The following is a 25905-nucleotide window of genomic DNA, read 5'->3' as shown; positions in this document are numbered from 1 at the left end:
CGTTGCTTTTGACGACAGGATGGCCAGTGGTCGGCAATGGCAGGTGCAGGATACAATTCGAAGATGAGCAATGAATCGACCATCATTCTGGCTGGTACCGACAACGACATCCCATCGCCTCCGCCCCAGGGGCTGAAGCGATACACGGGACTGCGCGAGATGGCACGTGGTGCCACGGCGGTTTTGCAGGCCGGGGTCGATTCGGTCATTGGCCGAACGGTGGCGATCAAGAAGCTGTTGCCAGAGATTCGAACGGATCGTTACGAACGTCGGCGTTTGCTGCGGGAGGCTCGCGTCACGGCTCAGTTGCAGCACCCCAACACGGTGCCGGTCTACGAGATTGGGGACGATGATATTGAAGGCGTGTACTTCACGATGAAGCGGATCTCCGGTGAGAACCTGTTTGAATCGTTGAAGCGGATCGCTCGCAAGGATGAACTCGCCGTCGCCGCGTTCCCGCTGCAACGCCGTTTGGAAATTGTCGCCGATGCTTGTCAGGCGCTGGCGTACGCACACGCTCGTGGGGTGATTCACCGCGACGTCAAACCCGAAAACATTTGGGTTGGCAACTTTGGCGAAGTCATCTTGCTCGATTGGGGTGTGGCCAAGGTTTGGGGGCACGCCGATGATGCGCAGACGTTGCATCGTCAACAGATGCAGCCCGATCATGAGACCAAAACTGAAACACAACTTCAGACCTTGACCGGTGGCGGGCAACGTCCAGGCACGCCGCTGTACATGTCGCCCGAACAAGTCAACGGGAACCGTGGGATCGATGAACGAACGGATATCTTCAGTGCTGGTGTGGTGCTGTACGAATCGCTGGCGATTCGGGAGCCGTTCCGGGGGCGAACGATTGACGAAACGTTTGACAACATCAAGCACGCGGATGTCCCACCGCCCAGCGAAAAGTCGCCCCAGTATGGGATTCCCAAAGAAGTCGACGCGGTGGTCATGAAGGCCATCGCGAAACGTCCCGCTGATCGCTACCAATCGATGCGTGAGTTGATCGCGGATATTCGTGCATTGACCGTCGCGGTGCCGTGAGCGGGCCGTACTTTGCCCCGTACGGCAAAGCCCCGGTGCACTATCCGATGGACGATCCCGCGCGAACGGGCGTCACACCGGACCAAGCCGAGTTGCTGATCGTCGAAGGCGACAGCGCGGCGAAGTCGGTCAATCAAGTTCGGGATGCAACCCGGCAATCAATCTTGGCTCTGCAAGGCAAGCCGATGAACGTTGCCAAATCCACGGCATCCGTGGCACTTCGAAACGAGGTGCTGACTCGATTTGCATCGACGTTATTGGATCGACGGATCAATCCCGGCGAAGACTGGATCGCCGCGTTGCGAACCGCTGAAACATGTCGCTATGCGAGATTGGTTGTGCTGATGGATCCCGACGCTGACGGCATCCATTGCGGCGTCTTGGTGCTGGGGTTCTTGCTTCGGTACACGCCCAAGTTGTTCGAGGAGCATCGAGTGTGTGTGGTTCGTCCACCGATGTTCTTGTTTCGGATTCGGGGAGCCGCGTCGGGAGAAACGCGTGGTCAGGATCGAACCTTGGTGGCATCCAACCCGGATCATGCTCAACGAATGGAGGCCAAGTTGGCGGAAGCCGGCGTGTTCGACTACGAGCGATTTCGCCACCGAGGATTGGGCAGCATTCCACCAGCAGTCTTGCGAACCTGTTGTGTGGATCCGGGGACCCGGGCGGCGGATGAGATGAGCCGAGTGGAAGCTGCCGCTGCGGTTCAGCTATTCAGCGGAGGATGAATCTGCGTTGGAGGCTGCGTCCGGTTCACTGACAGGTGAGTTCGTTGCAGGGAAGGCTTGTTCGCGAAGGGCTTTCAGTTTTTGGCCGGCTTGGTCCAGTGTCTTGGTGGGCAGACGATCGTTGTGGAACATGTCAGGCAGTTCGATCCAGTCGCTGTGTTCGAGCGTCAGTGAATCGTAGAGGGCCCGCCCGTTCTTTCGGGGCACGATGCGGTCCGGCACGCCGTGGATTTGGACCAAAACTCCTTCATAGTTTTGCAGGGCCTGAACACTGTCGTATTGGTTCTTCATCAGCCAGCGCACCGGCAGGAAGAAGAATCGATCCGCACCGACACTGGCAGCGCTATCGAAGGTTCGGTCCAGCAGCAACGCCTCGATCGAATCGCCGCGTTCATGCAGAGCCGCGACCAATCCACAGGCGACGCCTCCCCCCAGCGATCGACCGTAGATCATGATTTGTGACACGGGGGTTCCGGTGGTGTGGGACAGGGCATCGATCGCACACACCGCGTCTTCGATCGTGCTGGTGTCACTGGGCGTGAACCCGTCCCCTTGGAAGCCTCGGTACTCGGCGGTCAGGACCGTCGCGTTCCAACTGTCTGACAACCGTCGAGTCCAGTCATCCATTTCGTCTGCGTGGATGCCGTTGCCGTGCAAAAAGAGAACCACGTCGTCCGCATCTTCGCGAATCAGCAAGCGGCCTTCCAGATCCGCTCCATCGACCGCCGGGTAGGTCATCGTTTCCACGACGCCCGGTGTGGGATGGTCGGGTTTGAAGCGATTCGGGTCCATCAGAATGCTGGTGTCGAAGTAGGCACCTGGGAATAGCAAACGCGTTTCCATGACCACCAATCCCACGCAAACGATGACGTAGATGACCGCCAGCAAGCCCGATGTTCGCAGGATCCGGCGGCGGATCGACGCCTTTGGTTGGCGAGCTTTCTGGTTGCGGGGGCGATCCGCTTCTTCCGATCTGCGATCCGTGAGGTTGGATTGGTCGGGATGTGCGGCTGGTTCGTTGGGCATCGTGGACTCAGCGACGGGATGGCGGGAGCAATCAGGCGGAGGAATTCGATCCGCGTGCTAGGTTTGGGTTGGACCTTGGTCCAGCAAAGTGGGATCGGCTTCCAGTCTGTCGCTTGCACGGGGGGAGGGCTGATGCGATTGACAATCCACTAATGGTCTGTCAGGACTTGTTTTTAGGGTAGTGGACGAGGCCACGAGTCCTGAACTGGCGTAAAATCCAAGGACTCGTGGCCTTGTCCACTACGATCAACCCTCACTTTTAACTTTGACAGACCACTAGCAGGCGGATCCCACTTTCGAATTATCGCTGGTCGGACACGCGTGTGTCCAGGACGTTATTCCGAGTCGCTCGTCATTCAAAATCGCTCGTCATGTGGATTCGCCGATCGTTTACCCAGCTCGAAACCAACGAAGACGCGATTTCTCGCGTTCGTTGTGGCCGGATCGTGATGCGTGACGGCAAGTTGGAACGAATCGAGCAGCACGGGATGCGAAGTCCTGTCTCGGTGGCTCAGGTGTGGTGGCAAGCCAAATTCGCCGCGTTGCAGGGAGACGTTTGCTGTCTCGATTACCACGTGCCGCGAGGGATGACCGCGTTCATGACGCTGGACTACGTTCGCAGCGGTAATGCAACGGGGTTCGCAACCGCGATCGGAGCGTTTCAGGTGCTCGACGAAATCGCGCGGCTTCGGAAGTCGTACGCCATCGTGGCGCACGTGAGCAATGCCCGCATCACGGACCGGCATCTCAAACGAGCCGGTTGGGAAAGACATCTTTTGGATTGGCCTGGGCGACACTTCATTCGGCGAATGCAGCCGAGCGTGTCCAGTTCGGCCTGAGAGGGCCAAACTCGCAACAAACGCCTCGGGAAAAGTTCCCAATTTCAATGCTGGCGGTCGAGCGAAACCACCCGATTCAAGCCACCGGATGGCTTTTGCTGCCTTGCAAAAACCAGATGGATTTCCGAGCGATTGATGAACGAAAGTCGGAAAGACTTTCGTTTGCTCTGATTCTCAGGCGAGATCCACAATGAATCTCGCTGTCTGAGACAATCAGGTGCCCTAGAGCACGCCACCGTGAGTACGGATGGGGGTCATGTGCGAAGGCGAATCAAGGAACCAGAAACGCTCCCATTCGTCGACCAAAGAACGCAGGTCTTCCGAGGTGTACAGCAACTGTTGAACGCGTCGTTCAGGTCGGCTGGAGTAGATCGGCACAAAGCAGCCAACGGAGGTGGCCAGGCCGGCCATCAACACGCATCCCAGAACCAAACGGCTCATGACGGATCGTTGGCCGTGACGGGCTGCAGAATTAGTTTTCGCGGTCGTTTGCGAGCTTTTCATCGTCAGTTCCTCCGTGAACTTGTCGGTGCGTTCTATTGCCAACTGCCCGAAGGGCTGTTGGGGGGGCTGTTTGGCGGACGGTTCGAGTTCGGGTCGTCGGTTTCGTTCGGACGCTCGGCAGAACCGGAGGTTGGCACATGATCCACAGGCATGACCCAGGTGTCAGGCAGGTTGTCGCTGGACAGTTGCCGGACGCGTTGTTCCATCACCTTGCCGGGTTTGAACGTGACGACGTACTTTTCGGGCACGTCGACTTGTTGTCCCGTCTTTGGATTGCGTGCTTTTCGAGCAGCTCGCGGTTTGACTTCGAAAACGCCGAAGTTCCTCAGTTCAATGCGGCCTTCCCGCACCAAGGTTTCGACGATCGAGTCAAACGTCCGCTGCACGACCTCTTTGGTTTCTTGCTGAGTCAGTCCGAGTTCTTCGGAAATGACGCGCACGATTTCTTTTTTTGTCACCCCGGCTGGCTCCGCAAACCATTGTGATTGATGGACTTACAAAGGCAGCTTAGGTTTCAAGTCGGAACCGGTCAAGCCGCCGAAGCAGGCAAGAGTTGGTCCCTGATGAACCGTATCGACCGGCATAACCGCTACACTCCAGTTAAACCGACTTTTCTTTCCGGCGAATCTCGATTTCGTCAAAGTTGTACAGCTTGCCTTTTCCTGCCCCCGGGCAGACTTGGCAGGTTTCCTCCCAATCGGAGGGGCCAGCGAGGGTGCTGTCCCAGAATGGCCAGGTGCGACACTGGATGGGGCGAGCGTTGTAAACCATACACCGTCGCGACTTCGGGTCCAGGAAAATGCAGTCCCCGTCGGGGTATTCAATCAAGCTGAATTGGTTGCCGACGCGACGCAGGAATTTGTGCTCAAACGCCTCTCGGTCCAGCTTCATTTCCTGGGCCAGGCCTTCGATTTCGTTTTCATCGACGAAGACATAGCCGGGTTCACCGCTGCAGCACTCGCCGCACTGAGTGCATTCGAAACGCAATCCATCGGCGTACCAGGGAGCGGACTTGGTTTGAGGACGGGGATGAGCAGGACGTTTGGCCACGGCGATTGAGTGCGAGCGAGATGGTTGGTGAGCAAAGACGAAGCTTAACCGGTGAGGGGCCCCTGCGTCGAGTTCGTCTGAGGGAGTCCGATGGCGACGGAACCGGCACACGCTAAACTCTTGCGTGTTGTTTCGGCGCCTCTTCGGTGCCTGGGCCACGCAGCGAAAATCGACAGTTTTCAATCATGCGTTGCTTGGTAGAGGGATTCGTCAGCATTCCAGTCCGGCTCAACCCAACCCCTTACGCTTGGCATGGACATCATTCACTTGGCGGTTCGTTTTGTCTGACGCATTGACTCTGGACCATCTGTGCGTGTCGGCAGGCCAACGCACGCTGTTGCAAGATGCTCATCTGGCTTTTCCGGATGGCAAGATCACCGTTTTGGTCGGTGGCAGTGGTGCTGGGAAAAGTGTGCTGCTGAGAGTCCTGGCGGGCATTTTGCCACGACACGGCGACGCGATTCAGTGGAGCGGTGACATTCACTGGCGGGGCGAGCCCGTTGATTCGGAGTCGATGCCGCGAACGGGAATCGTTTTTCAGCAGTTTGCATTGTTCGACGAACTTTCGCCAACCGCGAACGTTCAATTCGCGATTGACCACCGTGCGGATCTCAGCGAATCGCCTCAGCATAGCGCGGCGGATTGGTTGGAATTCCTTGGTGTGCCCGCGTCGACACCTGTGGCGGCACTCAGTGGTGGTCAGAAACAACGTTTGGCGATCGCAAGGACGTTGGCATCCGCGCCCGAAATCATTCTTTACGACGAACCGACCTCCGGGTTGGATGCCGCGACTGGAAAACGAGTCGCGGATTTGATTCGAGAGACGCAGTCTCGATTCGGTCGAACCAGCATCGTTGTGACGCACGACTACGAGACGTTGTTGCCGATTGCCGACGAAGTGTTGTTGTTCGATTCCGCCGGGAAAACCATCCGCCGGATCGAGCCAGCGGAGTGGTCCCATGTCGCCGAACAAATGGAATCGGTGGCGCTGGCGCCTTCACAGCTCAACGAGGTTGTGACAAAGCCAATTTCCCGGCCCGTTGAGATGGTCCGGCGTGCAACGCAACGATTCTTGGATTCGACGGGACGCAGCTTGATCGCCGCCGCGAGGCTGCCTTGGGATGCGCGGCCGGTGGTCCCTAGCGTGAAGTGGGCGGGGCGTTTTCTCGCTCACTATTTGCGATTGGTGGGTGGTCCGTCGGCCTGGGTTTATTTGATCATCGCGGGTTTGATTGCGGGATTCACAACCACGTATTTCACGCTGCGGTTTTTGCCGTTTCGGTTGTACACCCAGCCGTTGTTGATCGATGAGTTGCTCTCCTCGATCGGGTTTGCGCTGTATCGGATTTTGGTGCCGGTGTTAGCGACCGTGTTGATCGCGGCCCGGTGTGGTGCGGCAGTGGCTGCTGACGTGGGAGTCAAGCAGTATGGTGGGCAGGTGGATGCGTTTCGGACATTGGGGATTCGCGCCCCGGCGTACTTGCTGATTCCAATTTTGGCAGCCTTCCTGATTGCGACACCGATTTTGGAGTGGATCGCGTTCACCGCTTCGCACTGGATCAGCCGCATCACGTTCAACTTTTCGCATCCGGAAATTGGTGTTCATTTCTGGCAACAACACTTCTTTCGTGCCATCACGCCCGATACGACCGGAGGATCCCTGATCACCTGGTGGAAAGGTTGGGATTGGGTGCTGGCAAAGAACTTGCTTTGTGGTTTCGGCACCGCGGCGATTGGTTACCATCAAGGGATTACCCCCAAACATTCAGCCGGTGATGTCAGTCATTGCATCACCGCAACGGTTTTATGGACGACGCTGTACGTGTTGGTCGTGCACTTCATCGTTGCGTTGCTGGAATTTTGATTTCCCCGCAGGAGACACCATGGACAAGAAGGCGAAGAAACGTCTGGACGTCATCAACAAGAAACTTCAGACCTTGCGTCCTCGACTGGCTGGTTCGAAAGAGCAGGCGGACGATTTGGATGAACTGAAGGAACTGGAAGACGAGATCAAATCGCTCGAGGAAGAAGCCGCCAAGCTGCGAGCGTCTTGAGGATGCGAGAGCCACGAGCGCTGAAAGACCGATGAAGAACCATGTGTGGCAACCGTATTGCCAAATGAAGACGGCTCCGCCGCCGATGAAGATTGTGGCGACGGAAGGTTGTCATTTGATTGGCGCCAGCGGCCAGCGGTGGATCGATGGAATGGCGTCGTGGTGGTCAGCCTGTCACGGTTACAATCATCCTCATGTTCGCGAGGCGGTGACGGAACAGTTGGCGCGAATGCCGCATGTGATGTTCGGTGGAATCACGCATGAGCCCGCCGAGCGTTTGGCGACTCGGTTGGCTGCGTTGGCTCCGGGGGATTTGAATCATGTGTTCTTTTCCGACAGCGGGTCTGTCGCGGTCGAAGTCGCGATGAAGATGGCGATCGGGCACTGGCGTCGCCGCGATCGTCCCGGGCGGACTCGGTTCTTGGCGTTTCACAATGCGTACCACGGTGACACCACCGGCGCGATGTCATTGTGTGACCCGCAGCGAAGCATGCATGCTCGCTACAGCGACGCGATCACGCAGCAGTTCCATGTGCCGCTCCCGCGAGATGAATCGTCCGAAGGAGAGTTGAATCGTGTGCTTTCCGAACATGCTGATTCCATTGCTGGTGTGTTCGTCGAACCGTTGGTGCAAGGCGCCGGCGGGATGCGATTTCACGACGTGGAAACGCTGCGTCGGATCCGAGACGCGTGTCGGCGACATGACGTGTTGTTGATCGCTGATGAGATCGCGACCGGGTTTCAGCGAACCGGAAAAATGTTCGCGGTGGACCACACCGCGGAGGACGAGCATCCGGTGGTGCCGGATATCCTGTGTTTGGGCAAAGCCCTGACAGCAGGCACGATGTCGATGGCAGTCACAATCGCCCGAACACATGTCTTTGATTCGTTCTTCGATGACGATCCTGGTGCGGCATTGATGCACGGGCCGACGTTCATGGCCAATCCGCTGGCCTGTTCTGCCGCGAATGCTTCGTTGGATCTGTTTGAGACGACTTCGTATGACATCGATCGCTTGGAATCAGTCCTTCGAGAGCGATTGTCTGTGTTGCGAGAGCTCGACCATGTGGCCGACGTTCGATGTTTGGGAGCGGTCGGCGTGGTCCAGTTCCGCGACCCACCGAAGATGCAGCGTGTGCAAGAGGAGTTGGTTCAACGAGGTGTTTGGTTGCGCCCGTTTGGCGACTGCTTGTACACAACGCCGCCATTGTGCATTGGCGAGGATTCCCTGCACCAAATTTGCGATGCCATGATCGACGCGACACACGCGACGTTGCCGTCCGGCATTCAGTTGCGATAACGCTGGTGGCATTGGTTGCACGCTTGCTTCAGCCGAGCCATGGAGTGTTGGAGTTCATGCCAATCCTTGCCTTCGACTTGGGATTCCATGGACTCGACCAGTTCGACTGAATCGAGCATCCAATCACGCATTTCTTCGTTGCAGACCCGATGGGACTCTCGCAAGGCTTCTTGAAGCAGCCGAACATCGCTGACCTTCCAGGTGTTGTCCTTCATCGCGCTGAGCAGGACTTCGTATTGCAACGAGGTCTCGACCATGTGGGAGGCCAGCGTGCTGATTTCGGCGATCTCGACCAGTTCAGGGAGTTTCGCAGAATCGGGCGGCGGTCGAAAACCATCCACGTCACGCCAAAGACCCGCGTACTGCGATCCCGTGCCTGCCCGTTTCAACAGGGCAATGGCTTGGTTGCGATTCAGCCAACCAGCGGATTGTCCGATCACCGCGGCCATCGCGGGACCACGATGTTTGCCATGATGGCAATGGACATACAGGGGTTCGTGGACCTGTTGAGTCAGTGCTGCAGCGGACTTGCAGGCGTCTGGATCCACCCCGTCGTAACCGATGGGGATATGGATGTATCGCATCCCATGCTTGCGAGCCAATTCAACCTCGGGACGCTGGCCATCCACGCTGACAATCACCTTGACGCCCAATCGAGCCAGTTCGGCGAACGCGGCTTCCCCGACCGGTGCCGCGCCGGACATCAGGTTTGGATGAACGTCGATTCGGTTCTCGAGCAAGGAGTGTTCCGATGCGACGTTCCGTTCATTCGCTGCGGCGGGCTGGTCCGCAAATGTGTGAGGCGACCCAACGAGCGGCGCAATGAGAATGCAAAACCAACCAGGGACCCGTGCGATCCAATTTTGTGAGTGATTCATGCCCCAAAGATAACGCATTTTGAAGCGCAGGGACAAAGTCGGTCTGGTTGAACGACGAAAGGGACGCTGAGAGCAAATTGCTCTCGAGCGTCCCTGGATTGGCTGGTCAGCAAATGGGAGGCACTGGCTCGGAAGTCTTACGACTTTTTGAGTTCGATGGTCACGCTGTTTTCGCCTTCGTTGACGATCGCTTCGATATCAGTGCTGGCTTCATTCCAGTATTTTTCTGGAACTGATTCGTCAATTTTGACGGCCTCTGGCGACCCCTCTTCCATCGGAACCGTTCGGGGCGCGAGGTAGACGCTGTAAGTTCCGGTTGGAACGGGATCCTTCAGAACAAATTGGCCACCGTCTTGGATGTCCGTGCCCGCCGCTTGTCCGGTCGTTGAATCCAAGAACATGACCGCAGCGTCGTCGTAAGGTTTTCCGTTGAGAGTGACGGTTCCCTCGACCGTCCCCTCCGGAGGCGAATCGCTGCACCCGATCGAAATTGTCGTGAGGAATGCCAGGCCGGTGCAGAGCATGGTGGTTGGAAGGTTCATTGAGTTTGATCGTTTCATAGGAAGTGTTGATTTCTCTTGGTGGATTGGTTGTGCTAGCGAAATTCGTGAAGTCGAACTGATTGCCTGTGTGGGACCGAAGGGCTCACGCCGTGCCACGGCGAGTTAAGAGGCCAAGGTGGCCCTCCAGTGTGTCCCGAAATCGACTGCCTGCGGCTGACTGCCAACCTCACTGCGGAAGCGAGGTGATTTCACCGTCGTAGCGGCAGCACAGTTGCTTCAGCAGCATGAAGTCAATTGAATCCGTGATGAACTGAACGCTGGCGTCGCCCATGACCACGTTGATGCCACCGGTGTGCATGGAATTGATCACGGTGTTGTTGCGGTACATTCGATCGGTGGCCCCGGTTTGCACGATCTGAGAGTTCGGAGCGAATCGGACGCAGGTGGTCCCGGTTTGCCAGAGATCCCAGCTGCTGGAGCCATCCACGGGACGCGGGTGTCGTGACCCCATCCATCCACCGTAATAGTTGGAGGTTCGGTTGACTCCATCGACCCAGCCTGACTGTTCCGCGATCATGATCGCGTTGGTGGTTCCATCCACGACGTCTCGCATCTTGATCTTGCCGTTGGGGAACAGCATCCCGTTGTTGGAGGACCAACCGTGACCGAGGTCTGCGGTCCCTTTGTTGGGATCACCACCAGGAACTGGTCGAGCGGCGCCTTGGATTCCGACATACTGGACGTTCATGGCTCCCTCGGAATTGTTGGAGACCGGAGCATCTTCAAACATCTCAATTGCCGAGGACGGGCAAGCGTAGGTTGGTACGGCGAGATACTTGAGAACTTCATTGCCTTTCAACGCGTCGGCACCCGCCGCACCTCCGGCCATGAAGTGGGACGAGTAGCTGAATTCGAGCTTCTCGTGAATGTTCCCTTGTTCAATGAAAGGCAACAGCAATGCTCGCCAATTGGATCCGCTGGCGGGCCAAGTTTCGCGAAGGTTATAGGAACCTAGCGGGAACGTGGACATGGTGTCGTGATAGTTGTGCATCGCGAGACCGAGTTGCTTCATGTTGTTGGAACAACTCATCCGACGGGCAGCTTCTCGAGCTGATTGGACCGCTGGTAGCAGCAGCCCGACCAAGACTCCAATGATGGCAATGACAACCAGCAACTCGACCAAAGTGAATCCAGAGCGTTTCAATTTCTTCTGACTCATCGACAGGTCCCTAGGTGAGAGTTTCGAAAACGCGAGTTGAATCGAGGAATCGAAACATGGGGTGAAGAAGGGAAGAATCCTTCCCAAAAATTCTCGTCGTCGCGTGAGCTCTGGTCCCGGTTGGGTAGCGTCCGTCACCCACACGATGAAACGCTGAAGGCAAAGGAAATGCCAACGTATGGGGGGCTGCGACGTTTTGGTTGGAGGTTTTGTGCTTCGGGGGCGACTCTTCCCGTCCTAGCGTGCAAGGTGGAGATGGGTGTCGTTGATGAGACGCGGCGAAGTCATTTGCTTGCCTCTGAACGCAGCAGTCACTGCTCATCCGATGCGCAGGACCGCAAGGTGAGTGCGTGTTATCCGAGCAGCCCCCAAAACGGGAGGATGCATTTGCACAGTGCCCGTTGCCAGCTTGGTTGTGAACCTGCGGGAGACTGGTAGAACAGGCGGGCTCAAAGGATCGCCAAGTGTGAACTCAGCCTCGCATTCGCTAGAACCGTTGCAGCCCGAACGCTTTGCGGGGTTGGGACCAGTGAACTGGGGAATTTTTTAAGATTCCTTTGACGGCGTTCAAAAGATTGGGTTTGCTGATGCTTGGCCGTGAAGCCACTCTGGCTCGTGCTCAACGAACAAGGAATCAATTTGTCGTTCTACGTCTTTCTGCTCGTCTTGGTATCGCTTTGCTGTGGGTCGGCTCCCGGTTGGTCAGAACCTTCGTTTCGCTCGGTGATTGCCAGCGTGGCGTTGGTCGCTGGTTGGACGATCCTCTGTCACACCGCGGCCAGAATGATGGTGTTGCAGGTTCGTCGCGGGCACATGCGATTGCGTGATGCGGCGCGGATGCTGGAAATTCAGCTGGACATCTTTCGGTGGTTAGGATTGCCGGTCGTGTTGGTTTGCCTGGGTGCTTTTTCGCTGGCGGCTTGGACTCGAGAGCAACCGATTTTGGAATCCAGCATGATGCTGCAGTCGATCGTGTTGCTCACACCGGGGATCACGATTCTGCTGGCGACTTGGTCCGCGGAACATGTCTTTGGAGCCCGATTGGGGCTCACCGATTCAACGCTTCGAAACTACTTTGTGTCACTTTGGTCGGGGCTTCGCGGCGGTCCTGTCTGGTTGATCATCCCGACGATGATGTTTCTGTTGCTCGGCGATTTGGCGGAATGGAGCCAACCGCTCGCGACGGGAAACGCTCTTGCAATTGGAATCGCAGTCGGCATCGCGGTGATTGCGTTTCTGCTGCCGTGGGTGGTCGCTCAAGTGATTCGGCAAGAGCCCCTTTCCGATGAAGATCGCGAAACAATCAGCCTGTGGTTGGAACGCGTTGGCGTTCGAACTCGAGGATGGGGTGGCATGCGGATTGTGCGATGGAACACAAACGGCCGCGTGTTCAACGCGTTGGTCGCCGGGTTGTTTCGTCCGGGCCGTTTGCTGCTGTTGTCCGACCGTGTGCTCGATGAATTGCCTCGCGGACAAGTGCTGATGGTGGTGATGCACGAAGTTGCCCACGTGCGTCGTTGGCATGTGCCCATCCGAATGGCTGCGGTCGCACCGGCCTGGTTCGTTTCGATCTGGGTGGGATCCTTGTTCACCAATGAAGCTTGGGGAGCAACGGTTGGCGGACTGGCTGGGTTGTTGCTGACGGTGGGGACGCTGAGTGCCGTGGCGTATCTGACAGAATGGGATGCCGACGCGGTCGCTTGCAAGTTGGCAGTCAAAGCGGGGAACCAAGCGGAAGGCATGCCGGCAACTGAAGCGGAGGCGGCGGGAATGATGGCCGCCGCGTTGGGACGAGTCACCGCGGGCCATCCTGCGGCCCGTCGAGCGAGTTGGTTGCATCCAAGTTTGGCCATGCGTGTCAAGCGATTGGCCAAACCACCACGCATCCATCTGATTTGATCAAAGCGATGCAGCGGCAATCAGAAGATGGGGAAGGACGGTGGGAAAGGTTTGAGTTAGAATCGGTGTCCCTCACACGTCCCCCCCCATGAAGAGCTGTTTGCATGCGTTCTCGCCATCTTCTGTGTTTGCTCGTTGGACTGATGGTTTTGTCCAATGGGTTCGCGCCCGCCCCAGCCACTGCGGACACCCCACCTAGCCAACCGAACATCTTGTTCGTTCTCTACGACGACCTTGGTTGGGGCGATTTGGGGTGTTACTACCAGAACGAATCCAAGCACGATCGGACGCATCAAACGCCCCACTGGGACGCGATGGCTGCCGAAGGGCTGCAGATGCGAAATCACTACTGCCCGGCTCCGGTGTGTGCTCCCAGTCGTGCTTCGTTGCTGACGGGCGTTCATCAAGGTCATGCGTCGATACGCGACAACCAATTTGACAAGGCATTGCCGGATGTACCGACGGTCGCATCGGTTTTGAAGGACTCGGGATACACGACCGCCTTGATTGGCAAGTACGGGTTGCAGGGGGAAGGCAGCAGCGCCGAAACTTGGCCCGCGTACCCGACCAAGCGTGGCTTTGACGAATTCTTTGGCTACGTCCGTCACCGCGACGGGCACAATCATTATCCCGCCGACAAGTGGCCGATCGCCAACGGTGAGGCGCACGCCAACCCGGTGGAACTCTGGCACAACGACGAAGAGATTTCGTCGCAGCTGAAGGGCTGTTACACCGCCGATTTGTTCACCGCGAAAACGAAGCAGTTTTTGGTTGACCATCAATCGCAATCCGCGGACGAACCCTTTTTCGTCTTCCTGTCCTACGACACGCCTCACGCCTCGATCCAGTACCCGGCTTCGCCGTATCCAGAAGGCAAGGGGGTCAAGGGCGGCGTGCAGTGGCTCGGCGAGACTGACCGCATGATCAATACGGTCGGGCCAATCGATTCGTACAAGCATCCTGACTATGCCAATCAGGGCTGGACGGATGCCGAGGTCCGATTTGCAACCAGCGTCCGTCGTCTCGATGACTTGATGGGCGACCTGCTGCAAACGCTTCGTGATCTGAAGATGGACGAGAACACGTTGGTGGTTCTCTCCAGTGACAACGGACCACACAGTGAATCCTACATTCGCAATGTGAATTACAACCCAACTTCGTTTCAGTCCTACGGGCCCTTTGATGGGATGAAACGCGATTGTTACGAAGGCGGGATCCGAGTCCCGACCATCGCTTGGTGGCCCGGAAAGATCGCACCTGGAATCGATCGTAGCGCGAGCCAGTTCCATGATTGGTTGACCACGTTCGCTGATTTGGCGGGAGCAACTGTTCCAGCACGAGCGGACGGTGTTTCGTTGGCACCGACGTTGTTGAAGAAGGGGGAGCAAGCACCGCCGACGACTTACGTCGAGTATTTCAACGGAGGCAAAACGCCAAACTACGATGACTTCGAACCCGCCAGACGCGGTGCTCGTCGTGGCCAAATGCAAGCGATCTTCCTGGACGGTTACAAAGGCGTTCGGCACAACATCCAGTCGCACTCGGATCCCTTCGAAATCTACGATGTGGCCAACGACCCCGGCGAAGCGAACAACTTGGCGGGAACATCCGCCGAAATGGATGCGTTGCAACAACGAATGCACGACCGTGTTTTGCAGGTTCGCTCGAACAATGCGTCCGCTCCGCGTCCCTACGATCAGGCCCCCATCCCGGCGGATGACACCTTGGAAGCGCACGCTCCGATGGTCGTCACCTATTGCCCGAGCGAAACGTCAGTGGTCTCGCGTTTAGACCCCGCCCAATCGACCGAGGTTGACATCAAGGAACTGGATGTCGATGAAGCGGTGCGAACCGCCGGCAAAGGAAACGTTCGTGTGCAGTCGGTTCTGAATGTTGCCAAAACAGGACGCTACGAAGTGCGACTGACCGCGACCGGCGACGCTGTGCTGCGGTTGCATGATGCCGCCTTGATTGACACAACGGGGCAATCGAACACCGAGGCGTCCGTCGAGGTCACGCTCGAAGCGGGGACGCACCCGGTTGACATGATCGTCCGTTTGGCGGGCAATGATTCGGTTCCGGCATTGGAACTGAATGAGCTGCCAGACGCTCCCCAGAAGTCACGCCAACCAGCGAAAAAGAAGAGGAATTCCAAATGACTGCTCCCGCCGAACCGCTTCGCTATGCAATTCTTGGAAGTGGTGCGGTCGGCGGGCTGTATGGAGCCATGTTGGCGAAATCCGGATGTGATGTTCATTTTTTGCTGCATTCGGATTTCGACCACGTTCGCGAAAACGGATTGCGAATCGACAGCGTGCAGGGCGACTTCGTGTTGGAATCGCCGCAGGTTTACCAGTCCGTGGAATCGATGCCCAAGTGCGATGTTGTGATCGTGGCGTTGAAGTCCACTCGCAATGCGTTGCTGGATGAGTGGTTGCCGCAGGTCACGGCGGAGAAGGGCGTGGTGCTGACTCTGCAGAATGGGTTGAACGTCGAGGCGGATGTCCGCCGGACAATTCCTGCAGGACACGTCCTGGGTGGATGTTGTTTCTTGTGCAGCAACAAGGTGGGGCCGGGGCACATCCATCACTTGGACTATGGCCGAATCGCATTTGGTGCCTATCAAGAACCGGGCGTGGACCAATCCTGGGCGGAGTCCGTCGGGCACCGGATCGAAGCGGACATGAAGTCAGCGGGCATCGATGCCAACTGGAACGATGATCTGGCCAAGACTCGTTGGCGAAAGCTGATGTGGAACATCCCGTTCAACGGGTTGTCGGTTGTCCTGGATGCCTCGACCGATCGAATCATCGGATCGCAACCGGGCCGCGAATTGGCGATGCAGTTGATCTCGGAAGTTCACGCGGGCGCGGCGGCCTGTGGTGTTGAGATCGACGAGAAAGCGATTCGGGCGACGATGGAACACACCGAGACCATGGTGCCCTATGACAGCAGCATGCGGCTGGATTTCTTGGCCAAACGGCCGATGGAAGTCGAAGCGATTTTCGGAAATCCTTTGCGAGCGATCGGCGATCAAGCCAGCCAAATCGCCCCGTCAATTTCGATGCTGTATCGGCAACTCGCGTTCTTCGACGAAGCGATCTGCCGAGACGCTTGAAAGCTATCCAAGAGCCTTCTTGGAGACGGCAATGCGTTTGCGATCGAGGTCGATTTCAAGCACTTTGACTTTGACCACGTCGCCGACTGAAACCACTTCGGATGGGTCGCTCACGAATTGGTTGGATAGTTGAGAGACGTGAATCAAACCGTCTTGGTGCACGCCCAGATCAATGAAGGCGCCAAAGTGAGTGACATTGGTGATGACTCCTTCGAGCACCATGCCCTCGCGAAGGTCTGCCATCGATTGGACCGAATCGTCGAACTGGGCAACTTTGAATTCGCTTCGCGGGTCGCGTCCCGGCTTGCCCAATTCCGCGATGATGTCGCGGATGGTGGGGATTCCGAAGCGGTCGTCCACGAAGGATTCCGGTTGCAGTTTTTGGCTCAACGTCGCGTTGCCAACCAAGGTCTTCACGTCGGCCTTCAATTCCTTCGCCATCCGGCTGACCAGCGAGTAGCTTTCGGGGTGCACAGCGGAATTGTCCAGCGGTTCGTCTCCACCGCGGATGCGCAAAAAGCCAGCGGCTTGCTCGAACGCTTTTTTGCCGAGTTTGGGAACCTTGGTCAATTCTTTCCGGCTTCCGAAACGACCGTTGGTGTCTCGGTACTGAACAATGTTCTCGGCCAATTTCGGCCCAATGCCTGCGACACGTGAAAGCAACGGCACACTGGCCATGTTCAAGTCCACTCCGACGTGGTTGACGCAACTTTCGACGGTGCGGTCGAGGCACTTGCGGAGGAGAGGCTGGTTCACATCGTGCTGGTACTGACCGACCCCGATGGATTTCGGGTCCGTTTTGACGAGCTCTGCGAGCGGGTCTTGCAGGCGACGTGCGATGCTGATGGCGCCTCGGACGGTGACGTCCAGATTGGGGAACTCTTTCCCCGCCAGTTCGCTGGCCGAATAGATCGACGCGCCCGATTCACTGACCATCACCTTGGTGACATCCAGTTGATTGTCGCGAATCAGTTCGCCGACGAAGGCATCGGTTTCTCGCGAGGCGGTGCCGTTGCCGATGGCGATCAGTTCCACCTGGTGTTTCTGAATGAGCGCCAACAATTGTTTCGACGCACCCGCCGTGTCGGACTTGGGCGGCGTGGGGTAGATCGTCGTGTTGGCCAAGAATTTGCCGGTGCCATCGACCACAGCGACTTTGCAGCCGGTTCGAAATCCAGGGTCGATTCCGATGGTCACCCGTGGGCCACCGGGAGGCGACATCAACAGTTCGTGCAAGTTCTTGCCAAACACGCCGATGGCGTCCTCGTCTGCCTTTTCTTTCAGCATTTGTAGCACAGTGGATTGCGTGGCTGGTTGAAGCAGACGTTGAAAGCAATCTTCGGCGGCGGATTCCAGTTCTTTCGCGAACTCAAAGGAGCGGTTGCGTAGGAAGGTTGATTGAATGTGCGAGATCGCTCGGTCGTCTTCCATTTGCAACCCGACTCGCAAGACGCCCTCGGCTTCGCCACGCAGCATGGCGAGCAGTCGGTGACCGGGGATCCGCGCGGCCGATTCGGCGCGATCCAGGTAGGCTTCGTATTTGTCGGCTTGGTCCTTTTTGCCTCGTTTGACGGCGGAGGTGATTTGTCCGAACTTGGTTCCCTTTTCGACCATCCACTCACGAACCGGTGCGTCCTCACTCCATTGCTCTGCGATGATGTCGAGAGCACCTGCCAGGGCTGCATCGGCATCTGCGACGTCCAAGTCTTCGTTGACGAAGCCAGCGAGGGTTTGCTGTTTGGACTGAGGCAGCTTGGTTTGTTTCAGCAGCAGATCCGCGAGTGGTTGCAATCCTTTTTCGCGAGCGATGGTGGCTCGCGTGCGGCGTTTGGGTTTGTAGGGCAGGTACAGAGCTTCCAAGGTTCGCAAGTCGGTGCAAGCTTCGATTTGCTTTCGGAGGTCCGCGGTCAGGGCGCCTTGTTCTTCGATCGTTTTCAGGACCGTGGTTTTTCGTGCCTGCAAAGCGTTGTGCTTTTCGAGTGCGTCTTCGATTGCACGCAGTGCGATTTCGTCCAAACCACCGGTGGCTTCTTTGCGGTACCGAGCGATGAAGGGAATCGTGTTGCCGGCTTCGAGCAGTTCGATGACCGCGGCGACTTGTTTCTCAGGAAGATTCAGTTCTCGAGCGATGATTTGCATGGGACGGATTGTCTGAGCTGCGACAGGAAACGAAGGGCGGTGAGTGATTCAGGGAATGGTCTCCGGAGGTCAGGTCCCGGAGGAAGGATCGCGAACGACCCGATCGGCATTGATAGTCAAGCGTGCCGACGTTGTGCCATCTCAAAATGGTGTTTCACGGCGCGGCCGCTGATGGTGGTCTTTTCCAGCAGCTCTTTCGTGATCGCCTGGATGGCGTCAAGGTTGGCGTCGTCGTGGAGGATGTGTTCGGTTTTCGCGAGCATGCGTTTGAGCAAGGTTTCGTGCTGGCGTTGCGATGCGGCCCGTGTGCACAAGCGAGCCGACACGTCGCGAAGATCCTGGGAGGCTCCAGCTTGGCAGTAGACACCGGTGAAGCGAGCCTCGGACACCATTCCCGCCAGCAACACCAAAACGTCATCTTCGAGTTGGTCCTTGCTGCCTTTGGAGCGGCCTTTTTTGATCTCGCACGTGCCCAGCCGCGAGCCGCCGAATTGCAATTTGCCGGGAGCGATCGTGACTTTTTGCACGCTGCGGCCGACCGCGAGCGCCATCACAGCATGACCGGCTTCATGGAATGCGGTCGCGATGAGTTCCTTGGTGGCCGCCGGGATGGGGCTGGGGGCCGCCGATTCAGAGTTGGTTTCGCGAGAATTCATCGTGGCAGTGTAGATGAGAAATCAGAATGCAGCGATCATGCCTGCCCAGCGGAGCGGTGCCAAGCCGGTTGCACCGCGTCACTTTGGCTCTGTTAAAATGTGCGTTTCAGGGAATCTGCCTCTCGCCGGTTCGTCTGTGTCTGTTCGGTCACTCCCATCCCCACTCCCCACTCCGAAATTTGCCATGGAACGTCGCTCCTTTTTAGCAGCCAGCGCTGCCGCTGCCACCGTTGCTGCCACCCACGCCAAGTCGGCTTCGGCCGATGAAAGTCGCCGACCTCGACGCGTCGCGTTGATCGGATGCGGTTGGTATGGCAAATGCGATTTGCTGCAGTTGCTCAACATCGAGCCGGTGGAAGTGGTTTCGCTTTGCGACGTGGATCAAGTGTTGCTCGATGAGTGTGCGGACCTGATCGCCACCCGGCAGAAGTCGGGCAAGCGACCGGAAACTTTCGCAAACTACGAGGACCTGCTTGCCAAGAAGAATGCCGACATCGTGTTGATCGCCACTCCCGATCACTGGCACGCTTTGGCGATGATCGCCGCGGTTGAATCAGGGGCAGACGTCTACGTGCAGAAACCAACCGGCGTCGACACGTTGGAAAGCAAAGCGATGTTGGATGCGGCTCGGCGAACCGGGCGGGTCGTGCAAGTTGGAACTCAACGTCGCAGCACGCCGCACTTGATCGATGCCAAGAAGAACGTCGTCGACGCGGGTTTGTTGGGCAACGTCGCATTTGCGGAGGTGTGTTGTTACTACCACATGCGAGCGAACAAGAATCCACCGGCGATCGATCCGCCACCTCATTTTGACTACGAAGCTTGGACGGGACCCGCGCCGATGCGTCCCTACACGGAACTGACTCATCCGCGGAAGTGGCGAGCGTTCATGGAATACGGGAACGGCATTGTCGGGGACATGTGTGTGCACATGCTGGATCTGGTGCGCTGGCAATTGGATTTGGGATGGCCCAAACGCATCAGCAGTGTGGGCGGGATCATGGTTCAAAAGGATTCACTCGCCAACATCACCGACACCCAAACCGTAACGTTTGACTTCGATGACTTGGACGTGGTTTGGACACACCGAAGTTGGGGCAGTGCTCCGGACCCAGAGTATCCCTGGGCCGCCAAAATCTATGGTGACAAAGGCACTCTGAAGCTGAGTGTGAACAAGTTCGAGTTCGAACCACGCGGCGGTGGCAAGAAGATTTCTGGTGAAGCCTTGATCGAGACGGATCAGTACCCCACCGATGTCACCGACAAAGAAAAGTGGTCGTTGGAGTTGCACGTTGCCTCCGCCATCCGCGGTCACATGCGTGACTTTTTGAACGCGATCGACAACCGCACGAAACCAGTCGCCGACATCGAGCAGGGGCACATCAGCAGCGCGTCGTGCTTCATGGCGAATGTGGCCATGGACCTTGGTCGTACCCTGGAGTTTGATCCGGAGACGCACACCATCGTGGGAGACGAGGAGGCCACGCTGGCACTCAAGCGAACCTACCGGGCTCCGTACCAGCATCCGGCTGATCGAGCGTAATCTTCCAGGGGACAGGACACTGGCTGGCACCTTCTGGCATTCTGGTAGGCACCGTCCTGCAGCGAGGGAATCGGGGGAAATTGCTGTTCGGGCGGTTCATCAATCCGGGGCCTGACGACCCCGGCAATGGATGTGTCGACACTTCGGGCCTGCCGCCGCTTGGCGGCTTGTTGAGCGAAGGTGGTGACGACCGAGACCTCGGGTTAAAAACCCGAGGCTGACAACTGTCACCGCTCCGCGGTTGATGTCGCCCACCCAAAATCGCACAACCAGTCGCGGAGCGACGGCAGCCGAAAGCCTTGGGTTTCAACCCAAGGTCACCTGCCGACAGCCAAGTCCCCAAGTCGCGGAGCGACGGCAGCTGTTTGCCGCTCCGTACGATCGAGCCAGGAAATGGCTTGGCACCTTGCGGACATGACTGACAAGAGACGCAAGAACTGCGAGATCGCTGCTCATGGCTGCTTCGGAATCAGACCGGTTCTTTGTCCGACCAAACGGCGAATTCGTTGCCGGATGGTTCGGTGAAGTGAAAGCGGCGACCGCCGGGAAACGCGAAGATCTCTTGGACGACCTGGCCGCCGCAGGCTTGGACCTTTGCCTGCGTGGCCTCCAAGTCATTGCTGTGGAACACGACCAACGCAGCACCATTCACGGTCGTGGATGACTTCTCCGATTGGTAGAATCCGCCGTCCAGGCCCGCCGCTTTGTCGAAGGCGGTGTACTCCGGCCCAAAGTCGGTGAACTTCCAATTGAAGCAGGCTTCGAAGAAGGCTTTGGTCGCGGCAAGATCCTTGGCAGGGATCTCCACGTAGTTGATCAGTTCGTGTGGGCTGGACATTCAACTTCCTCAGTCGTGGGATTGGGATGGCCCCGCGACTTTAACAGGTTGATTCGTTGTCCGCCCATCGCGGACTCATTCGACCTGCATCAAATACGAAATCAGGTCCGCCATCGCTTGCGGGGTCAATTGTTCCTCCAAACCTTCGGGCATGATGGACATGCCGGTGCTTTGAAGAAGCTCGATGTCGACACGAAGCAATTCGTCTTTGGCGGATTCTGCCCGCTGCAGCGTGATCGAAGTCGCGGATTCATCCGTGATCATGCCAGTCAGAGTTCGTCCATCCAGATCGAGCGCGACGTAGTTCAGGTACTGCGGATTCACTTCGCGGTTGGGATCCAACACATTGGTGAGGATGAAGTCTGCCCCCCGAGCTTTCACGGTGGCCAGGTTGGGACCAATCTCATGACCGCGATCTTCGAGTCGGTGACAGTTGGCACATTGGGCGGTGAAGAGTTGTCTTCCTCGATGCACGTCGCCTTCTTTTTGCAAAGCCACTTGGTAGGCCTGAACCAATTCTTCGCGATTCTTGGAGCCACTGGATTCCAGCAGCCCAGTCGCCAGTTGGCGAATCGCTGAGTCGCTGGATTTCGAGGCCACCTGCAAACGGGAGCGGGAGACTTCGCTGATAGGAATGTCTCCAGCAACAATTGCATGGAGCAAGGTCTTCAAGCGATCCGGCCGTGAGAACAGAATCTCGCTGGCCGTTTCGCGAAGGCTCGGACTGAGGCCGCTCCATTGATCCAGCAGTGTTGTCGTGATTTCATCGGAATCGAAGCGTCCCCAGGTGGTCATCGCTGCGCGTTGGACTTCGATGGGTTGGCGACTGTCGATCAATGACGGCAGAATCTCCGAGACGCGCTCGAGACTCGCATAGCGTAGGTTTGCAATGGCGGCCACACGGACATGGATGGACGCGGAATCATTCACTGCCAACTGTTCCAATGACGCAAGCATCTGCTGCATGGTTTCATCGACCTTGGCCAGCTCGCCTGACGCAGCAAGCCGGTGCAGGACGCTGCCGGAGCGAGTGCGCGACTGCAGCAATTGACCCAGGATAGGAAGAGCGAAGCCGCCATCGGAGGAGGAGAGATTCGAGACCGCGGCGAGCGCGAGTTGGATCTCGGTCTGGTCGTCTTGTTGGTTGATCTGAGCGGCAAGACGAGTTAGGAAGCCCTCCAGACGAGCGTCAACCGGTGGCGCGAGCAAGGCTGCAAAGAGCTTGCCAGCTCCCGTGCCGACGGAGCTCTGCACCGCTGTTTGCATCCACCGATCGGTGGGGTTTTGGCGAATGATTGCCGCCAAGGTTTCCGTTTTGTCGAGCCCCGTGATGGAGCCAACCGTGAAGGCCAGTTGATAGCGAACCTCGATGGATGGATCGGCGGAAAGCGTCTGCAACTTCTTTCGAAGTTTCTCATTGGGTTCGACGTGTTCAGCCAATTGGATCGCGAATCGGCGTAGCTCAGGGATTGGATCCGAGAGTCTCGGAAGAATGGTTGCGGAGTTCAGTTGTCCGAGACCATCCAGCACGGCCAAGGCGTGCAAGCGACCCAGGGGGGATTCCGATTCAGATGCTAATTGACGAAGTGGTTGAGTGGCTTGGGATTGTCGCTCAATCAGCAAACGCCCCGCCGTTTCTCGCTGCCAGGCATTGGGGTGAGCCAGGAATTCAACGAGTTCTGCATCCGTTGCAGCAAGCAAATTCGGCGTGGGTCGGTGTGAGTAGTCATCAGGAACCAGACGGTACAAGCGGCCTCGGTCACGTCCCGATGTCAGGTCCAAGTGTTGCTTGATCTCGGCAGGCAGACTCTTGGGGTGTTCGATGACTTCGCGGCAAACATCGATGATGTGCAGCGTTCCGTCAGGTGCGTTGGCAAACTGGGCAGGGCGGAACCAGATGTCGGTGGAGGTGACGAGTTCACTGTTGGGGTCGACTCGTTTTCCGATCCACTTCAGCCCATCGGGATGGAGTTGTTTGCGGTGAATCAAGTTGCTGCCAACGTCACCAATGATCGCCATGCCTTGGAACGATTCCGGCCAGGCGTCGCCCCGCACGATGGTCACGCCGGTGGCGCCGGTGAAGTAACCCGCGGCGCGACCGCCACCTTCAATGGGCCCCCGAGCTTTGCCGCTGACTCGCAAACGCGTCCGCACGATCCGCCAGGGTTCCACGGGGCTGGTTCGAAACACTTCGGCTTGCGGTCCATCTTCGGCGATCGAAATTCTTGCGGACGCAGGTTGCAGCAACGGGTTGCGACCGACGTAGCGATCCTCATACATGACTTGCTGAAGATGATCACTGTTGGAGGAAACGAACTTGCGTCCCCAATTGTCGAAGCACATCCCGTGTTGGGCGGCACCGCTGGTCAATTCGAATTCACCGGTGCGAGGGTCCAGAGCGATGTCGCGGCCGCGGACATTGACGGCGTCCGATTCTGGTTGCTCGGGACGCCGGATCATTCCGCCGGTGCTGCTGCAAGCGATGTGAATGCGGTTGTCGAGTCCCCATCGGAATGAGTTCATGAGGCCTTGGACATTGGACGTGCCAAATCCGGTCAAGACAGTTTCGCTTTGATCTGCTTTGCCGTCGCCGTCGGTGTCACGAAAGTAGTACAAGTTGGGTGCGTCGCCGACGAACAGCCCACCGTTCCAAGGGAACAAACCCGTCGGCCACAGGAGGCCCTCGGCGAAAATGGTGCTGGTGTCGTAGGTCCCGTCTTGGTCTGTATCCACCAAGTGAGATATTCGCGAGATTCCCTCGTCGCGATCTTCGCTGTAGCCTCGCATTTCGCAGACGAACAGCGAACCATCCGCGTCCCATTCCATCGCCACAGGGCTGGTCACCAACGGTTCGCTGGCAATCAATTCAATTTGAAATCCGGCGGCGATTTGGAAGTCTGCCAGTGTTTCCGAAGGCGGGGTGGCGGGGACGCGAGGAAGTTCCCCGGCGTAGTCCTCCTCTGCCACAGCGATTCGAAATCCCATCGCCAGCAGGAGAAACAGGCTGACGACGATGCTGCTCGTTGGCGAGATGCGTGTGATCGACTTCATCGTGATGGAACCTCGCTTGTGTCTTCTGCGGCGGACTCAACGGGCTGGTCGGTTTCCACTTGCTGATCTTCTTCCGGGACTTCGAGCAGGGTGCGCACGCCTTGCATCAAAACCGATTCCACTTCGGGAGCCACCTTGGAAGCTCGCGGGCTGGTTTCGTAGCCGCCTTGTCCATAGGCAGCCTCGGTTCCGATGTAGCCCGGGCCGTAGTCGCCGTAGGCGGCCATGGCCACCTTGAGATCGGGACGCATCGCCTTCGCTGCCAATTGATATTCGACGAACAGTTCGCCGGGCATGTGCAACAGTCGAACGTCTCCGACCGAGAGGCAACTCAAATCGATTTTGTGTCCGTCCTGGCATCGCAGCAACCAAGCCAGATCATCGGGGCTGCCCCAGTAGTCGGTCGTGTTCCAATCTTTCAGCTTTTCTCGAAGAGTCTCGGCATCCAGGTGAGCCGCGGGTGGAAGAGCCACTGGCGCGAACGACCAATTCACATCGTCCGCCGAAATGGCAAACTTTTCGGTGGAGTCGGCGGCGGCTTCCATGGCGTCGGCCAAACGTTGAGCCAGTGTCAGTCGGTTGGCGGGAGAGCCGTCGTTGTATTTGCCCGCTCCGATGTTCCCGCCGGCTCCGTTGAAGTGAACGTGCATCACGTCGGGCCGGTCTTGGCCGCGAATGAATCTCGCCAGCCCGGGAAAGTCGGGGCTGGGAACGCCGGTTCGGTAGTAGCTCTGTGGATGACAGGCGTAGTGCGTGATCACCGCAATGGCTTGGTCGCCGCTGAAAAAGGTCAGGGATGTCAGTTCGGGATCGATTGTGCCATCCGGTTCGGCTCGCAGCTTTGGATCCCGGCAGGCGGTGTAGCGAGTTGCGAAGACCTGGCCCGTTTCATCTTGGAGTCGGCGGTTGGAAGCAATCTCCTTGACCTCCGCAGTTCCCCAACCTGCGTGAGTGACTTCTTTGGCACTGGCGATACCCTCGGTGACCGCGTCGAACAATCGGCTCAAAACCTCTCGGGCAAGTGAACTGTCGTAGGGGCCCAGGTCGGATTTGCCGGTGTCGTTGACGAGTCGTTCTGCAGAGAAGTCACATCGGGGCGCGTCGTGTTGATGCAAGGTGTGAACAGCGACTCGTTCGGGTGTCGTTCCGGCAGCATTGGCCAGTCGGCTTCGGAATTGATCGTGACCTTCGTTTCCAATTCCAATCCAATCGACGGCACACAGCACGATCGGGGCGTCCGCGCCGAGAATCACGATGCCCCGAGCCCGGAGCGTCATTTCTTCGACTCGTTTGACGCGGTCGTACGCCATCATGGATCCCACCGGTGGCGTCGCATCGACATCGAAGGTTGCCAATCGAATTGGCTGGGGGCGAGAATCTGACTTGGTCGTTTCGGACTGGGCGAGCAAGCTGCTTGGAAAGACAAACTCGCTGACCAGGCACATGGTCAACAGGAAGGGAGCAAGGGAGTTCACAAGGGAACGAGATGTCATGGCAGGTCTCCGAGCAAGCT

Annotated in this window: 22 protein-coding genes; 10 read left to right on the top strand and 12 right to left on the bottom strand. The window is 57.6% G+C overall.

Annotation, left to right across the window (positions count from 1 at the left end):
- Positions 1-63 precede the first annotated feature (63 nt).
- The gene (locus UH5x_RS04595) at positions 64-1047 is read left to right on the top strand and encodes a serine/threonine-protein kinase (protein WP_047817057.1); all 984 of its coding nucleotides are present in this window, start codon (positions 64-66) and stop codon (positions 1045-1047) included.
- Complete coding sequence (locus UH5x_RS04590) at positions 1044-1775, top strand: toprim domain-containing protein (RefSeq protein ID WP_482634872.1); 732 nt, start codon at positions 1044-1046, stop codon at positions 1773-1775. Before UH5x_RS04595 ends, UH5x_RS04590 begins: the two co-directional genes overlap by 4 nt.
- Here the strand turns inward: UH5x_RS04590 and UH5x_RS04585 are convergent.
- Positions 1758-2801: an alpha/beta hydrolase gene (locus UH5x_RS04585; RefSeq protein WP_482634871.1), complete on the bottom strand. Its 1044-nt coding sequence runs from the start codon at positions 2799-2801 to the stop codon at positions 1758-1760. The genes UH5x_RS04590 and UH5x_RS04585 overlap by 18 nt on opposite strands.
- 371 nt (positions 2802-3172) lie before the next feature.
- Between UH5x_RS04585 and UH5x_RS04580 the strand changes: the two genes are divergently transcribed.
- A complete protein-coding gene (locus UH5x_RS04580; RefSeq protein ID WP_482634870.1) occupies positions 3173-3640 on the top strand; it encodes a hypothetical protein in 468 nt (155 codons plus the stop codon).
- Positions 3641-3862: 222 nt separating this feature from the next.
- Here UH5x_RS04580 and UH5x_RS04575 read toward each other — a convergent pair whose 3' ends face one another.
- The 3 genes from UH5x_RS04575 to UH5x_RS04565 all read right to left on the bottom strand — a co-directional run bounded on the left by UH5x_RS04575 (position 3863) and on the right by UH5x_RS04565 (position 5194).
- A complete protein-coding gene (locus tag UH5x_RS04575) occupies positions 3863-4081 on the bottom strand; it encodes a hypothetical protein (protein ID WP_231846276.1) in 219 nt (72 codons plus the stop codon).
- A gap of 95 nt (positions 4082-4176) precedes the next feature.
- On the bottom strand, positions 4177-4584 hold the full coding sequence (locus UH5x_RS04570) for an HU family DNA-binding protein (RefSeq protein WP_236696672.1): 408 nt from the start codon (positions 4582-4584) through the stop codon (positions 4177-4179).
- A 160-nt stretch (positions 4585-4744) separates the two neighbouring features.
- Complete coding sequence (locus tag UH5x_RS04565) at positions 4745-5194, bottom strand: YkgJ family cysteine cluster protein (RefSeq protein ID WP_482634869.1); 450 nt, start codon at positions 5192-5194, stop codon at positions 4745-4747.
- A gap of 280 nt (positions 5195-5474) precedes the next feature.
- On the opposite strand from UH5x_RS04565, the gene UH5x_RS04560 reads away from it, so the two are divergent.
- The 3 genes from UH5x_RS04560 to UH5x_RS04550 are packed head-to-tail and all read left to right on the top strand — an operon-like array spanning position 5475 to position 8548.
- Positions 5475-7058, top strand: a complete 1584-nt coding sequence (locus tag UH5x_RS04560; RefSeq protein WP_482634868.1) for an ABC transporter permease — start codon at positions 5475-5477, stop codon at positions 7056-7058.
- 19 nt (positions 7059-7077) lie between these two features.
- Positions 7078-7248: a hypothetical protein gene (locus UH5x_RS04555; protein ID WP_053061297.1), complete on the top strand. Its 171-nt coding sequence runs from the start codon at positions 7078-7080 to the stop codon at positions 7246-7248.
- Positions 7249-7279: 31 nt separating this feature from the next.
- The gene (locus tag UH5x_RS04550) at positions 7280-8548 is read left to right on the top strand and encodes an adenosylmethionine--8-amino-7-oxononanoate transaminase (protein WP_482634867.1); all 1269 of its coding nucleotides are present in this window, start codon (positions 7280-7282) and stop codon (positions 8546-8548) included.
- Here the strand turns inward: UH5x_RS04550 and UH5x_RS04545 are convergent.
- From UH5x_RS04545 to UH5x_RS04535, 3 genes are all read right to left on the bottom strand, one after another.
- Positions 8536-9288, bottom strand: coding sequence for a protein-tyrosine phosphatase family protein (locus UH5x_RS04545; RefSeq protein ID WP_482634866.1), 753 nt, complete (start codon positions 9286-9288; stop codon positions 8536-8538). The genes UH5x_RS04550 and UH5x_RS04545 overlap by 13 nt on opposite strands.
- A gap of 275 nt (positions 9289-9563) precedes the next feature.
- Complete coding sequence (locus tag UH5x_RS04540) at positions 9564-9968, bottom strand: carboxypeptidase-like regulatory domain-containing protein (protein WP_236696670.1); 405 nt, start codon at positions 9966-9968, stop codon at positions 9564-9566.
- Between the two features lie 187 nt (positions 9969-10155).
- Entirely contained in the window at positions 10156-11148 is a 993-nt protein-coding gene (locus tag UH5x_RS04535) for a DUF1559 domain-containing protein (protein WP_047817002.1), read from the bottom strand.
- Positions 11149-11745: 597 nt separating this feature from the next.
- Between UH5x_RS04535 and UH5x_RS04530 the strand changes: the two genes are divergently transcribed.
- The 3 genes from UH5x_RS04530 to UH5x_RS04520 all read left to right on the top strand — a co-directional run bounded on the left by UH5x_RS04530 (position 11746) and on the right by UH5x_RS04520 (position 16165).
- A complete protein-coding gene (locus tag UH5x_RS04530) occupies positions 11746-13047 on the top strand; it encodes a M48 family metalloprotease (RefSeq protein ID WP_482634865.1) in 1302 nt (433 codons plus the stop codon).
- Positions 13048-13151: 104 nt separating this feature from the next.
- Entirely contained in the window at positions 13152-15206 is a 2055-nt protein-coding gene (locus UH5x_RS04525) for a sulfatase-like hydrolase/transferase (RefSeq protein WP_482634864.1), read from the top strand.
- Positions 15203-16165: a putative 2-dehydropantoate 2-reductase gene (locus UH5x_RS04520; RefSeq protein ID WP_482634863.1), complete on the top strand. Its 963-nt coding sequence runs from the start codon at positions 15203-15205 to the stop codon at positions 16163-16165. Before UH5x_RS04525 ends, UH5x_RS04520 begins: the two co-directional genes overlap by 4 nt.
- 3 nt (positions 16166-16168) lie before the next feature.
- On the opposite strand, the gene UH5x_RS04515 is transcribed toward UH5x_RS04520, so the two are convergent.
- Both UH5x_RS04515 and UH5x_RS04510 read right to left on the bottom strand, forming a co-directional pair.
- Entirely contained in the window at positions 16169-18304 is a 2136-nt protein-coding gene (locus tag UH5x_RS04515; protein WP_047816999.1) for a Tex family protein, read from the bottom strand.
- 116 nt (positions 18305-18420) lie between these two features.
- Positions 18421-18960 (bottom strand): M50 family metallopeptidase, encoded by a 540-nt coding sequence (locus UH5x_RS04510; protein WP_482634862.1) that lies wholly within the window; start codon positions 18958-18960, stop codon positions 18421-18423.
- Positions 18961-19144: 184 nt separating this feature from the next.
- On the opposite strand from UH5x_RS04510, the gene UH5x_RS04505 reads away from it, so the two are divergent.
- Positions 19145-20503: a Gfo/Idh/MocA family protein gene (locus UH5x_RS04505; protein WP_482634861.1), complete on the top strand. Its 1359-nt coding sequence runs from the start codon at positions 19145-19147 to the stop codon at positions 20501-20503.
- Positions 20504-20972: 469 nt separating this feature from the next.
- Here UH5x_RS04505 and UH5x_RS04500 read toward each other — a convergent pair whose 3' ends face one another.
- The 3 genes from UH5x_RS04500 to UH5x_RS04490 all read right to left on the bottom strand — a co-directional run bounded on the left by UH5x_RS04500 (position 20973) and on the right by UH5x_RS04490 (position 25885).
- The gene (locus UH5x_RS04500; RefSeq protein WP_482634860.1) at positions 20973-21341 is read right to left on the bottom strand and encodes a VOC family protein; all 369 of its coding nucleotides are present in this window, start codon (positions 21339-21341) and stop codon (positions 20973-20975) included.
- A gap of 75 nt (positions 21342-21416) precedes the next feature.
- Positions 21417-24392 (bottom strand): PVC-type heme-binding CxxCH protein, encoded by a 2976-nt coding sequence (locus UH5x_RS04495; RefSeq protein WP_482634859.1) that lies wholly within the window; start codon positions 24390-24392, stop codon positions 21417-21419.
- Entirely contained in the window at positions 24389-25885 is a 1497-nt protein-coding gene (locus UH5x_RS04490; RefSeq protein WP_482634858.1) for a hypothetical protein, read from the bottom strand. Before UH5x_RS04490 ends, UH5x_RS04495 begins: the two co-directional genes overlap by 4 nt.
- Between the last annotated feature and the right edge of the window lie 20 nt (positions 25886-25905).

The organism is Rhodopirellula sp. UH5 (assembly GCF_056839225.1).
This window is presented reverse-complemented; position numbering and strand designations above follow the sequence as displayed.

Bases quoted from the DNA above. Each gene is read 5' to 3' on its own strand.
- UH5x_RS04550 (WP_482634867.1), top strand. From the start codon at position 7,280: ATGAAGAACCATGTGTGGCAACCGTATTGCCAAATGAAGACGGCTCCG.
- UH5x_RS04595 (WP_047817057.1), top strand. From the start codon at position 64: ATGAGCAATGAATCGACCATCATTCTGGCTGGTACCGACAACGACATC.
- UH5x_RS04495 (WP_482634859.1), bottom strand. From the start codon at position 24,392: ATGAAGTCGATCACACGCATCTCGCCAACGAGCAGCATCGTCGTCAGC.
- UH5x_RS04555 (WP_053061297.1), top strand. From the start codon at position 7,078: ATGGACAAGAAGGCGAAGAAACGTCTGGACGTCATCAACAAGAAACTT.
- UH5x_RS04580 (WP_482634870.1), top strand. From the start codon at position 3,173: ATGTGGATTCGCCGATCGTTTACCCAGCTCGAAACCAACGAAGACGCG.
- UH5x_RS04540 (WP_236696670.1), bottom strand. From the start codon at position 9,968: ATGAACCTTCCAACCACCATGCTCTGCACCGGCCTGGCATTCCTCACG.
- UH5x_RS04525 (WP_482634864.1), top strand. From the start codon at position 13,152: ATGCGTTCTCGCCATCTTCTGTGTTTGCTCGTTGGACTGATGGTTTTG.
- UH5x_RS04510 (WP_482634862.1), bottom strand. From the start codon at position 18,960: ATGAATTCTCGCGAAACCAACTCTGAATCGGCGGCCCCCAGCCCCATC.
- UH5x_RS04500 (WP_482634860.1), bottom strand. From the start codon at position 21,341: ATGTCCAGCCCACACGAACTGATCAACTACGTGGAGATCCCTGCCAAG.
- UH5x_RS04585 (WP_482634871.1), bottom strand. From the start codon at position 2,801: ATGCCCAACGAACCAGCCGCACATCCCGACCAATCCAACCTCACGGAT.
- UH5x_RS04490 (WP_482634858.1), bottom strand. From the start codon at position 25,885: ATGACATCTCGTTCCCTTGTGAACTCCCTTGCTCCCTTCCTGTTGACC.
- UH5x_RS04505 (WP_482634861.1), top strand. From the start codon at position 19,145: ATGGAACGTCGCTCCTTTTTAGCAGCCAGCGCTGCCGCTGCCACCGTT.
- UH5x_RS04515 (WP_047816999.1), bottom strand. From the start codon at position 18,304: ATGCAAATCATCGCTCGAGAACTGAATCTTCCTGAGAAACAAGTCGCC.
- UH5x_RS04575 (WP_231846276.1), bottom strand. From the start codon at position 4,081: ATGAGCCGTTTGGTTCTGGGATGCGTGTTGATGGCCGGCCTGGCCACC.
- UH5x_RS04520 (WP_482634863.1), top strand. From the start codon at position 15,203: ATGACTGCTCCCGCCGAACCGCTTCGCTATGCAATTCTTGGAAGTGGT.
- UH5x_RS04535 (WP_047817002.1), bottom strand. From the start codon at position 11,148: ATGAGTCAGAAGAAATTGAAACGCTCTGGATTCACTTTGGTCGAGTTG.